The sequence below is a fragment of the Xenorhabdus sp. TH1 genome (genome assembly GCF_037260955.1).
Taxonomy (GTDB): Bacteria; Pseudomonadota; Gammaproteobacteria; order Enterobacterales; family Enterobacteriaceae; genus Xenorhabdus; species Xenorhabdus griffiniae.
In genome coordinates this window covers 1,834,794-1,847,658 of sequence record NZ_CP147734.1, presented here as the reverse complement: position 1 = coordinate 1,847,658, position 12,865 = coordinate 1,834,794, and the positions used below count along the sequence as shown (strand labels likewise).

The 12,865-nt window shown below is 39.5% G+C and carries 7 protein-coding genes and 1 pseudogene; 6 read left to right on the top strand and 2 right to left on the bottom strand.

Annotation, left to right across the window (positions count from 1 at the left end; translation table 11 throughout):
* Nucleotides 1-13 precede the first annotated feature (13 nt).
* On the bottom strand, nucleotides 14-5,137 hold the full coding sequence (locus WDV74_RS08255) for an inverse autotransporter beta domain-containing protein (RefSeq protein ID WP_338885478.1): 5,124 nt from the start codon (nucleotides 5,135-5,137) through the stop codon (nucleotides 14-16).
* Between the two features lie 291 nt (nucleotides 5,138-5,428).
* Here WDV74_RS08255 and WDV74_RS08250 point away from each other — a divergent pair.
* From WDV74_RS08250 to WDV74_RS08225, 6 genes and pseudogenes are all read left to right on the top strand, one after another.
* Nucleotides 5,429-6,124: pseudogene (locus WDV74_RS08250) on the top strand (IS1 family transposase).
* A gap of 473 nt (nucleotides 6,125-6,597) precedes the next feature.
* Nucleotides 6,598-8,055, top strand: a complete 1,458-nt coding sequence (locus WDV74_RS08245; protein WP_338885477.1) for a hypothetical protein — start codon at nucleotides 6,598-6,600, stop codon at nucleotides 8,053-8,055.
* 256 nt (nucleotides 8,056-8,311) lie between these two features.
* On the top strand, nucleotides 8,312-8,914 hold the full coding sequence (locus WDV74_RS08240; RefSeq protein WP_338885476.1) for a hypothetical protein: 603 nt from the start codon (nucleotides 8,312-8,314) through the stop codon (nucleotides 8,912-8,914).
* A 6-nt stretch (nucleotides 8,915-8,920) separates the two neighbouring features.
* Nucleotides 8,921-9,598: a hypothetical protein gene (locus tag WDV74_RS08235; RefSeq protein ID WP_338885475.1), complete on the top strand. Its 678-nt coding sequence runs from the start codon at nucleotides 8,921-8,923 to the stop codon at nucleotides 9,596-9,598.
* A gap of 32 nt (nucleotides 9,599-9,630) precedes the next feature.
* Nucleotides 9,631-10,272, top strand: a complete 642-nt coding sequence (locus WDV74_RS08230) for a hypothetical protein (RefSeq protein WP_338885474.1) — start codon at nucleotides 9,631-9,633, stop codon at nucleotides 10,270-10,272.
* 281 nt (nucleotides 10,273-10,553) lie between these two features.
* A complete protein-coding gene (locus WDV74_RS08225) occupies nucleotides 10,554-10,751 on the top strand; it encodes an IS1 family transposase (protein ID WP_338885473.1) in 198 nt (65 codons plus the stop codon).
* A 76-nt stretch (nucleotides 10,752-10,827) separates the two neighbouring features.
* Here the strand turns inward: WDV74_RS08225 and murJ are convergent, their stop codons facing one another.
* Nucleotides 10,828-12,366 (bottom strand): murein biosynthesis integral membrane protein MurJ, encoded by a 1,539-nt coding sequence (murJ, locus tag WDV74_RS08220; RefSeq protein ID WP_338885472.1) that lies wholly within the window; start codon nucleotides 12,364-12,366, stop codon nucleotides 10,828-10,830.
* Nucleotides 12,367-12,865: the final 499 nt, after the last annotated feature.

Here is a 12,865-nt window from a genome sequence, read left to right as displayed (position 1 = left end):
ATCAGGGCTAAAATTAACCGTGATCGACACACATAGCATATCCTTGAGTCGTGTCATCACTAAATGAATGGGTGTTATTTTTTAGGTCATATATAAAATTCTGTCCCTTATTTTGAGACTGACCAACACCAATAATAAATTCAGGATTACCGACTATTCCATATTTAGAAATATCGCCAAACTCTGTTATAAGATCAATATCAGATCCAGATCCCCTATAGAGTTCATAATCTGTCATTTTTTGTGTAGCACCCGTGTCCGTAGCGCAATTAAAATCATTTGGAATGGTAATTAACCCATCGGGGGAGCCAAAAAAATACCTTTTTACGTTAAATTCATAGGCATATATATATTTGGCATTATTCGTCTTTTTAACCGTTGTTATCACTTTTAAGTTAGAAACAGCTGTAGATATAAAGTTAAATGAAATTATTCCCTTATCCCATCGACTATTAGTAGATGTATCACCAATCGATGTACCACCAGAATCTATTACTTTAGGATTCGCATCATAGTTCACGCTCTTGCTATTTTCGGCAATCGGTTTTCCTGTAGAAGCATCCACTAATTCGCCCTTCAGGTTCTGAAATGTATTGTAGGGTTTATTCTGCTCTTTAAATATTTTTCCTATTGGATATTTATCACTGAATACATGCAGCCCAGCGTTCAACGTCGGTGCTTCAAAAGCAACTTGTTGATTTGCCTGACTGGAAGTTGTTTTCCCCCTTCCTGCCGGTACTTCTAATTTTACCGTCAGACCGTCAGTAACTTGACCATTACTAATATCACCAATACCCACCTGGCTGCTTAGGGTGGCCGTAATTTGACCATTTGTGACTATATTGTCATTGTCACCTTTAATTTCCCATTCAGCCTGACCGTTATAGGTTCCAGGGGCAGGGTCCAGAGTCCATTTAGCCTCTTCTACCTTATACCCATCAGGTAGCGCAGTACCGTCAGCGTTAACCACTTTCGCCGTATAAGTATAATGTCCACCACTTCCCCCCGTTATTGGATGTTTAGGATCAAACGCAACATCAAGGCTGTCTATCTTTAAATTTTCCATGTCAAAATCCACAGCATCAGCACACTGTTCTGTTTCAGAAATCTCAACAGAGTTTTCATCAACAGCAGAAAGACACACGATAACGCCTGTCGCTACCGGATTTTTCTCACTGCTCCGCAGTTGAACTTTTAATGTGCCATCAGATTGAGCAGTCACTTCTCCCTTCTCTGATAACCAGGTATTTTGTGGAGTACCTTTTAACCGCCACTTAAATTTAATCTCTTGCCCGGTATAAGGTGTTTTACCATCAGCACCAACCACATGCGCAGTATAGTGATAAGCGTGTTGCGGATCTTTATCTCCATCCGCCGGAACGGTGCCGGTTTTTTCGGCAACGGCGGGTTTCTGAATGGTTGGCCATTTGAATTCCACATCCACTGACGCCGCTGTTTCAACGCCTTCGACAGAAGCTTCTACCGTCACTATTTGCGCCTGCGTACTGGTTAATGTTGTGGTAGCACTCCCATCACCCTGAGTTGTGCTGCTTGTTGGACTCAGTGTTACTCCTTTTTGATTGGGATTTTTTAAGGTCCAGTTAACTTGCTTATTAGGCTCCGAATTTTTACCCGTAGCATCCTTAACGTTAACGGTCAGGGTATAATTGTTACCCACCAATATGGGGCTTGATGGTGTCGGTGTTATTGACACCTGTTCCGGTTCGAAATCTACAGGTGGCTTTGCCTGAATCGGCTGTTGTTTTCCCACCGTGAGTGAAACGACAACCCCATTGACTGCCTTAGTACTGGTTAAGGTTGCCGTTAATTGTCCTTTGTCATCGGTTGTCTTATCTGATTGATCTAGCGTGAGTTCAGGCATATTGTCGGGATGTTCTATCTTCCACGTCGCATTCGAAATGTTTTTCTTGGAAACAGGGTTTCCATCAAGACCTACGATAATCGCCGTATAGGTATATTTCTGGACACCATCTGCCGTGACTATCCCTCCTGACGGCTTGACCTGAATATCCCCTTTAACCTTATAATCTTGGGTATCCTCAGTAAAGGTCACCGGAGGTTTTGCAGGAACAGGCTGTTGGCCTTCAATGGACAGTGAAACCACCACATCTTGTATTGCCTCAATGCTTTTCAGGTAGGCAACTAATTCCCCCTGCTTACTCGTTGTATCCCCGTCATTCGTCAATTTGAGGTTCGGATTGGCACTCAAATCATGACCATCCTTTGTCTTAACACTCCACTTCACGTCGGTAATTTTTTGATTATTCACATTATTATTATGCCTATCAACGATGACAGCCGTATAGGTATACGTATCCTGGCCGTTCGCAACCAAAGGACCTTTACCTGGCTGCCCAACACCCACTACTTTAATATGATATTTCGACGTATCCTCAGTAAAGGTCACCGGAGGTTTTGCAAGAACAGGCTGTTGGCCTTCAATGGACAGTGAAACCACCACATCTTGTATTGCCTCAATGCTTTTCAGGTAGGCAACTAATTCCCCCTGCTTACCCGTTGTATCCCCGTCATTCGTCAATTTGAGGTTCGGATTGGCACTCAAATCATGACCATCCTTTGTCTTAACACTCCACTTCACGTCGGTAATTTTTTGATTATTCACATTATTATTATGCCTATCAACGATGACAGCCGTATAGGTATACGTATCCTGGCCGTTCGCAACCAAAGGACCTTTACCTGGCTGCCCAACACCCACTACTTTAATATGATATTTCGACGTATCCTCAGTAAAGGTCACCGGAGGTTTTGCAAGAACAGGCTGTTGGCCTTCAATGGACAGTGAAACCACCACATCTTGTATTGCCTCAATGCTTTTCAGGTAGGCAACTAATTCCCCCTGCTTACCCGTTGTATCCCCGTCATTCGTCAATTTGAGGTTCGGATTGGCACTCAAATCATGACCATCCTTTGTCTTAACACTCCACTTCACGTCGGTAATTTTTTGATTATTCACATTATTATTATGCCTATCAACGATGACAGCCGTATAGGTATACGTATCCTGGCCGTTCGCAACCAAAGGACCTTTACCTGGCTGCCCAACACCCACCACTTTAATATGATATTTCGACGTATCCGCAGTAAAAGAGACGGGTTGTTCTGTCGGCACAGGTTTGTGGTTACCAATGGCGAGTGAAACCGTGATATCCTTTATTGCCTCTGTACTGGCCAAGGTGGCCGTTAATTTTCCTTCCCTATCCGTTGTGACGTCACCATTTGATGGGTTCCAAATCAGCCCATTCTGGTTCCTATCCTTACTCCAATTTACATTGGCGATTTTCTGGTTTTTCACCGGATTGTTATCATCATTTAACACCACCGCACTGTAGGTATAAGCCAGGGAACCGTTGGCTATCCGTGACGGTACTAGCGGTGAAACCTTAACTTTATCGACGTGGAAACTGGCCTGATTTTCATCAAAGCTGACCTCCCCTACTAATTGTGGCGGCTGGCTATTCAGTTGCAGGTACACTTTGACGTCTTTATGGGGCTGGGAACTGATTAAGACAGGTTTGCGTTTGAAATATCCGTTTTCATCCAATGCTACAGAACCTGATGCTTCCCAATCAATCCATTGCAACCCTGTATCCGGTCCGGTTTTTGGATCGGTTATCCACTGAACATGGCTAATAGTGGCATTTTTTATCGGTGCACCATTAACCGTATTAAACGTGATCACCGGGTTAAACGTATAGCCATCCTTTTTATTTCCCGTCGCAGGCAATGGCCCCGCAGGGGTAAAATAAGCCCCTTCCTGTTTTTTCAGCATAAAGGGCCTGACAATCACGTGCATCGCAACCGGCGCTGATTTTTGACCATCGTCCAATTCAGCCAGGGCATAGATGGGGTAATTGTTATGCGGGTTATCGCCGGATAAATAGGTTGGCAGGGTGACTTTTATGGTGTGACCGACACGGGAAGAAAGTTTCCCGCCGTTTTTTTCAAAATCTTTGTTCGTTGTCCAGTAGATCTGCTTAACAAAATCATTAGACGATAATTTGACGGTAATCTCGCGCTGTTCCTGACTGTATCCAACAATCGTTTCCGGTAACGACAATTGGACAATCGGTTTTTTCTGGTGCTCAAGCACAATATGATTGTTTCTTTCTACCAAATCATAACGGCTACCCGCTAATGCCCTTGCCGCCGCCACATTTTCTGGCGATAACTGCATACTTAGGGGAACACCCAGTTTATAGTTAAAATTCGCCAAAAACTGTGTTTCGCTGTGCCCACTTCCCCCTTGTTTATAATCCACCCCCAAGGTAAACAGTGGAACCGGAGTGTAAGACAGTCCCAATGTCGCCAGAACGGGGTTTTTCTGTTTTGTGTCACGATTGAATAAGGTCACGTCATCGCCAAAATACTGCTGATAAGACAGTTTGGCGCCCAAATGAGGATAAACAGGTAAGAAAAACTCTCCATTAATATCATAACCATTGGCTGGGCGTTCGTAATAACCGGCAAAATTCCGTGAGTTTTTCCAGTTACTCAAGCGATAATAGGTGTTAGCGGACAATTTAATATAATCTCCCACTATTTCTCCGCCCAGCCCAGGGCGTTGATTTTTCCCCGTCAGGTCATAGTCATAAAAGATATTCAGACCATACATCCAGTCCTGATAAAAATAACGACCACCTAACCCCAGATTCATAGTATTCCGGCTGTCTTTATTACGATAACCTAGTTGAGAAAAGAACAACCAGTCTGCTTGATTATCATAAATGGGCAGTAACAGATCGAATGAATTGTTTTTTAGCGTTCCCTTTCTATCCAGCCCAAAATTAATTCTGACAGTACCAAACTGTGATAACCATTTTTGTGCACCGGAAGCGACTGCACTGTTAAATTGCCCTATCGCGTAGGATTTAGCTTGTTCTGCCAGTTCTGAAGGTGAGGATGACAGGATATTGCCTGCCATTTGGATATTTTTAGTAATCACACTGGGTGGAGGAGGATTGTTTTTTTTAACGCTCTCTTTTTTTTCAGATGCCAAATAACTATCGGCAAAGGAGTTTGTGATCGTATAGGGTACTAATAATGTGTAAAGGAAAAAGAATAAAACAGTGCCTTTGCCAATATACGATAACATATATAAACACCTTATAAGTTTTGATATTAACTCACTTTTTTAGTTACTCTTATCCATAAAATAATTCAGATCTACGCCTATTATGATACTAGTTATTTATTCTATTTTTGCGTTATTAAAAACAGTTATCATGTGATAACTGTTTTTAATAACGCAATAATTTAATACGATGATAATTTAAGTTAAGTATTGGCATGAATTACACATGAAAAGTAAAAAAACAGAGGTAGTGGGTCATGTATTCAATCCGTTGATGCTCGTGTATAATCGCTATTTTTCCGGGAAAATTAAATGGCAACCCTTGAAGTCAAGTGTCGATTTTGTCAACGAACTGAATTTGTCAAAAAACACGGTAAAGGCGATGCTGGCCATCAACGTTACCGTTGTTTATCCTGCAAACGAACCTTTCAACTTGAATACACCTATAAAGTAGGCCAGACAGGCATAAAAGAACAAGTTGTTGATCTCACCATGAATAATGCCGGTATCCGTGATACCGCACGGGTATTACATATCAGCATTAATGCTGTCGTTCGCGCTTTAAAAAACTCAACCCACGGGGTGTAACTGCACTACCACTGGATAATTTGGAAATTCAGCTCATCTGTGAAGTTGACGAGATGTGGTCATTTGTTGGAAATAAAAAGCGGCCACGTTGGTTATAGTACGCTTGGGAGCCTCGAATGAAGCGCATTATTGCCCATGTTTTCGGTGATCGGAGTAAGAACACACTGAGGAAACTGCTCAAAAAATTATCCCTATTTAATGTCGTTTTTTGGGTGCACTGATAATTTCAGTGCTTACAACATGTTACCGACAAATAAGCACCTCATCGGAAAAACCTTTACACAGCGTATTGAGCGTGAAAACCGGACTCTCCGTATTCGCATTAAACGATTGAACCGTAAAACACTGGGTTACTCAAAGTCTCCTATAATGCATGATAAAGTCATTGGTACGTTCATTGAGCGAAAATATTATATTTAACCATAATCAACGAATTGAATACATGACCGAATCGAAGCTCATAATAAGTAATTCAAATTAACTAAAAAACATCAAAATTAAAAAACTTATTTAAAATAATATGAAATATTTCATCAAAATACCTTTCCATAATGGAAAGGTATTTATTAGATAAATACAACAAATAAATAATCACTTTAATATCATAAACAATAAGCGTTTCACTCGCATTAAATAGAGTTAAAGTTTTAAATTAATACGAAGATGCTAATAAAATTTATTTTTTAGCATAATTAACCAAAGCTCAAGGAAATAAGATAAATATCTGGATTTAAAAAACAAAAGCTATATAGTAAGATTTATTTCGTCAGCTAATAAACTTAAGCATTAAATTAACCACCTTTCATTTTTTAATTCAAATAAAAGTTGATGTAGAAAACATATCTCCATTCATTTTATTCATATTGTTTATTTTTTCTAAAGGATATTAATATATGAAAAACAATGATTATGATACAGATATTACTGGCAATTTTTTACAAAAAACTACATTGCAGAATTCTATTCTCAATGACACTAGTGCAAAGAATTTGACCGTTGCAAACCTGACACTCGCTGATGAAGCAACCAAAAGCAGTCTGGCACAACAAATTTGTGATGAGTTAACTAACTGTATTCTCGCTGCTTTAACAAAATCAGAAATTTCAGGTGTGAAACTGTCTGATGCTATTCTGACTAATCCGACAATAAATAAAAGCCTGATATTAGATACTGATGCACTGACATCACTACTCAAACAGTTAAACGGAGCAAAACTGGAATCGCTGCTTTTATTAAAAAGTACTTTAGATTCTCCTACCATACGGGATTCCATCACATTAGATTCAAATGCTTTAGCAGCGTTATTGCAACAATTAAAAGCACCCCTAGATGATCAAACTATCCCATTAATATACAAAACCTTATTGAACAAGCCTACCATAAATCAAGCGACAATAAGTGGTGGTTTAATATCAGAAAATACAGTAATTACCAGTAATGATATAAGCAATAATACTGGGAAAAATAATGCTTTCTCAGCAACTCAATTAATTGAAGAAACTAATATTGCAGGACATTTAACGCTGGATACTACAGCGCTGACGGATATATGTTCGCAATTATATCCCTGTATACAAAATGAGGTGGACAATTATTTATCAACGACATCAATTATTCCTAAAAATATGGCAGGCTGTGATGGAGCACCATTAAAAGCTACCGATAAACTTGCTACCTGTGATGTGGTAGATGACAAGATCAAGAAAGCCACTGTTGCTAATCCTCAAATCGTCACCAACTTAACCGGGTGTGATGGAAACCCATTAAAACCAACCGATAAAGTTGCCACTTGTGATGTAGTGGATGACAAGATAAAGAAAGCTACTATCGCCAATCCACAAATCGTCACCAACTTAACCGGGTGTGATGGAAATCCATTAAAACCAACCGATAAAGTTGCCACTTGTGATGTAGTGGATGACAAGATAAAGAAAGCTACTATCGCCAATCCACAAATCGTCACCAACTTAACCGGGTGTGATGGAAATCCATTAAAACCCGAAGATAAAATTGCGACCTGCGATGTGGTGGATGAAAAGATCAAGAAAGCGACTAAAGAAATTGAGATCAAATCAATTACTAATGTTGCTTATGATCAAGCCAATAAAACCATGACATTAACCGTGACTTATAGCAACGGAGATACAACACCTCTGACTGTTGATATGAGCCATGTGCAGATGGGTGCCGGTGGTGATACGGGACTGACTTCGGGTGGTCAAGCACCGGCTACTACATCAGGAACAGGCATTCCTACCACATTTTTTGGCGATCGAACCATGTTATTAGGCACACCAGATGCATGGTTTACGGCAGGTGATTATGTAATTCCGGCATTTAAGAAAGCCTAAGGAATAACCATGATAAGTCAACATTAATTGAAGTCTGGATCAAGCTTATGTTGCTTTTATGAATAGGTTTGTAGCCATTACACCTTTAACAAGGTAGGAAGAAAATTGAACTGGATACCATATTTGAAGGCCTTAAATTAAGCTAACAAAATTTTGGATAATTCCGGCTTATACCCACAACAGGCCACCCTGACCATAAAAATAAAAGGGTGACCGCTCCCCCGCTCACAAAGCGAGGTCTCTCGGAGAAATTTCGATGACAGACAATCAAAACAGGATTCCCGTTGTATTGAAAAACAATCAACATGCTCCTATCGAAAAAGATGAATTTATTCAAATCACTACAAAATCAAATACCCTACTCGGTGATGGTTCCTCAGCAAAACCGCTAACTCTCCCTATACTATCGTTACCAAACCAGACAAATCGTCTTAAAGTTTTGGGCGATGGACTTTACAGTGGCCCTGCTACAACCAAAATGTTTATCCAAAAGATCAACGTAGCCAGTGGTTCTCAAGCAGTAAAAACAGATAATAAAGGGCAAATGCTAATCAGCAATTCACTTGATTTATCATCATGGAAAAATACTCTACCTTTACAATCTAAAATTATAACCTTTTCATGGCTGGCTCAAACGCGACTTTATACAGCCCCCCCATCGTCCCCCGAAAATCTCAATGAGAATGCAATTCCTTTTTGTGTAACCAGTGTACATTGGGATCAAATTGACCAATTTAGTATTGAATTTTTAATTGTGAAAAAACCGTCATATTGGGTTCATTATTTACCCACTGGTCGTGATCACTCACCTGATTGTTTTTATTTTAATATTTTATTTTATTATACAATAGAGGATTAATTTAAAATGACTAAATATTACTCTCCAATTTTTCGGGATACCTCTGGGATACATTTGCCAATAAATAATTTACAGAATAACGACAATGATAATATCGAGCTACACTGCGATAACAAAACATTAAAAAATACCGTTCAAGGTGTGGAAACACAAATGACTCGGGATGCAGATATTGCAAATGGAAACTTAGATATAGATTATTTTAAAGATAAAGTTAACTCTCAAATTCGTGGGATGCATGTGCCAGATATGCAAACCATTTCTATCTTTCGTCATGTGGATTTATCCACTGCGAAAATAAAAACAATACCGGGAGCACCATATTTTTATTTTGAAGAATCGTTCCATCTTAGTGAAATTGATAGGGAATTAAATAATATTAACTCTCAACTTCATAATAAAATAAATATTAGTGAAATGGAAACATATTATATGTATTGGAATATTTATTATCAGTCTACTTATTATGATGAAAACAATAATGCTATTTTTGTTAGCTCTCCCCGTGTCACATTTCTTGATCCAGAGAAAGCTGATCAATCTCTATATCAGGATGAACTCATTATCGTACAACATCTTTTTTCCGCGAAACCTGTTCTGCCAACAGAAGTACCCACTACAATTCCCTACATGTTAAATATCAATTACTTTAATCCCATTCTATTACAAAATATGTGGTATTAACTCTGCTGTATAAATATCATTAAGGAAAAAAAATGGAACTCTCAAAACCAGTCGTATTCTATAATGGACAACAAACCTCTGAGGGAGAAGACCAAAATTATACCGCCTTAAATGGCTATTATGCTATACAAACGCAGTACCCCATTACTGGGAATGGTTCTGCTGTCAACCCCCTATCCATTGCGATTAGCAAAAAAATCGGAAATAAAATCAGACCCCTGAATACCCCAGAAGGATCTGTTTCCTTAGCCGTCTATAAACCGCTACAATTTCAAAAGCTAAGCTATTCTTTTTCCGACCCTAATCAAACACACAGTGCAACGCGTTTGATAAATATTTTTGCGTCTTGGTGGATAAACTCAAACGATGTCGAAGTTAATTACACACCACAAGATATTGAGTTATATATCGCTAGCGCTTCTAATATGGCTTATCGTTCAGGAAGTGGTATTGGCGAACTGCCCGATATGCCAGCACCAGTCTGTAATGTCCTGACCTTAGATTATCAAGGAATAATGGGGCAAATAGGTGATTCCCCTCTTCAACCCCTATATTTCCAGCAAATTAGTTATCTCTTTGATGAAAATGACGAAAGTAATCCAATAGCCTATAACTGGGCCTATATTCTTTTTGGTTTGAATGACAACACCAAAGATCCCCGTTTTGATCCTTGATGAAAATTGAGTAGCTACTACCTTAAGAAATATCTTTGTGGGGTAATGAGCAACTGTCTTTCTCTTTAAACCGTGTGGAAAGATTCATCCCACGGTTTATTTGTTTTTATCATTACATTGAGAATGACCAGTAATTTAGATTCTATCGCATTAAGCAGTGCTCGGGTAATATATCGTGTTCTGATTGAGTATTCTGACGATGTCTCTTATCCGAAACACGGGTCACGCTCCCAATAATTGGATGTTGTGATAAACTCACGATTTTTTATTATTGGTGAGATATGGCTAAAGTTGATGTGGTTTGTCGTTATTATCACAAAACAGAGGATGTAAAAGTACATGGAAAAGGAAGCAATGGACATCAACGTTATCACTGTTATGCCTGCCGAAAAACCTTTCAATTGAATTACACCTATCAAACCTACAAACCCAGTATGAAAGAGCAGATCACTGATATGGCGATAAATAGATGCATGTAATTTCTCCCCGCGAAGCGGGGAAAAATCAGGTTTCATAGCGTGTTGTAAATTGCAACTTGAAGTTTAATGCGTATAGTTACATTGAGCCTCGTTGGGCAAAATCCTTCAATCGGAACCCCATCAAAGCCAATGCGGCAAAATAACTCCCTGCTCCCGCAATCACAACCCCCATCAATCGTAGCAGGCGCAATGCCATATTGCCCTGATCCCAGGCAGGCATAAACCACAATATTATCAGTAATACCCCAACCATAACGGCAATTGCCACCGCCAACTTCAATAAGAATAGCCCCCATCCTGCCAGCGGTTTAAAAATCTCACGCTTGCGCAATTGCCAATAAAGCATACTGGCATTGAAACAGGCAGCCAAACCGATAGAAAGCGCCAATCCCGCATGTTTTAATGGACCAATAAAAGCAAGGTTCATTAACTGAGTCAAAATCAGGGTTGCAATCGCAATCTTGACTGGGGTTTTAATATCCTGACGGGAGTAAAAACCCGGAGCAAGGACTTTAACCACAATCAATCCCATCAAGCCAAAGCAGTACGCAATTAACGCGCGTTGTGTCATTTCTGCATCAAAGGCAGAAAAATTGCCGTATTGAAAGAGTGACACGGTTAAAGGCTCTGCCAGAATACCCAACGCCACCGCGCAAGGTAATGCCAACAAAAAGCAAAGGCGCAATCCCCAATCCATTAATTTTCTATATTCCTGGTGATCCCCGTTGGAAAAACTCTTTGCCAGTGAAGGCAGAAGGATCGTACCCAATGCCACTCCCAGCACACCCGAAGGTAATTCCATTAAACGATCAGCGTAATACATCCACGAAACCGAGCCAGAAACCAGAAATGAAGCAAAAATGGTGTTGATGATCAATGAAATTTGACTGACAGAAACCCCCAAAATAGCCGGCCCCATCTGGCGAATAACCCGCCACACCCCGCTGTCACGAAAGGAAATTCGTGGCAATACCAGCATTCCTATTTTTTTCAGGTGCGGAAGCTGATAAGCCAGTTGCAAAATACCACCAGCAATCACGGCCCAACCTAATGCCATCACAGGTGGATCACAGTAAGGAGCCACAAACAGCGAGAAAATGATCATGCTGATATTAAGCAATGTTGGTGCAAAAGCGGGCACAGAAAAGCGATTCCATGTATTGAGAATCGCTCCTGCTAACGAAGCCAACGATATCAAGAAAATGTAAGGGAAAGTAATTCTGAGTAAATCACGGGTTAAAGTGAATTTATCCGGCGTATCTGTAAAACCTGGTGCCGTCACATAGATGACCCAAGGAGCGGCTATCACCCCTATCACGGTGACTATTGCCAAAATCAACGTCAACATTCCTGATATATAGGCAATAAAAGTGCGTGTCGCTTCATCCCCTTGCTGATTTTTATACTCAGCAAGTATGGGCACAAACGCTTGTGAAAAAGCGCCCTCAGCAAAAATACGACGCAGTAAGTTAGGCAGTTTAAAAGCAACGAAAAAGGCATCCGTCGCCACGCCAGCACCAAATATACGAGCAATGATGGCATCACGAATAAAGCCCAGAACGCGGGAGAACATCGTCATTGAGCTAACCGCTGCCAGTGATTTCAATAAATTCATGGTATTTTCTAAGATTAATTTTTATGAAATGAGCATAAAAGATGTAAAGCGATTAGCTCAAAGAAATCAAGATAATATTATCGAATATTAATAAATTCCTTTCATTTCAAGGTTGGAAAACATAACAAACAATTTACATACCGCTAAGCGGCTCCTAAATGTTAATTTATTGCTTCAAAAATGTTAACGCCTTTTCTATTCATAGCATAGCAGGTATCTCTCATCCATGTTTTTTAGCAAAAAAAGGCAACATCATAAAAAAAATAAATTTATATCTCTAATAGAAAAAAGCAGTTACTGATTTAAAAAGCCTAAATTTTAGATTTATTTCAGTCACTAATATCAAAGCAGACTTTCCTAATAGAACTATGTTAACCAAATTAAAAAAATAATCTTTCTGATAAGACATTCAAGATTAACCAGCCAATTCATCCTGTTTTTAAATACATATAATAATTAATAGGTTATACATTAAAACTTTAGCCAATAAATTTTCACC

Excerpts from the sequence above, each read along its gene's own strand:
- WDV74_RS08255 (WP_338885478.1), bottom strand. The coding sequence starts at position 5,137 with ATGTTATCGTATATTGGCAAAGGCACTGTTTTATTCTTTTTCCTTTAC.
- WDV74_RS08245 (WP_338885477.1), top strand. The coding sequence starts at position 6,598 with ATGAAAAACAATGATTATGATACAGATATTACTGGCAATTTTTTACAA.
- WDV74_RS08240 (WP_338885476.1), top strand. The coding sequence starts at position 8,312 with ATGACAGACAATCAAAACAGGATTCCCGTTGTATTGAAAAACAATCAA.
- WDV74_RS08235 (WP_338885475.1), top strand. The coding sequence starts at position 8,921 with ATGACTAAATATTACTCTCCAATTTTTCGGGATACCTCTGGGATACAT.
- WDV74_RS08230 (WP_338885474.1), top strand. The coding sequence starts at position 9,631 with ATGGAACTCTCAAAACCAGTCGTATTCTATAATGGACAACAAACCTCT.
- WDV74_RS08225 (WP_338885473.1), top strand. The coding sequence starts at position 10,554 with ATGGCTAAAGTTGATGTGGTTTGTCGTTATTATCACAAAACAGAGGAT.
- murJ (WP_338885472.1), bottom strand. The coding sequence starts at position 12,366 with ATGAATTTATTGAAATCACTGGCAGCGGTTAGCTCAATGACGATGTTC.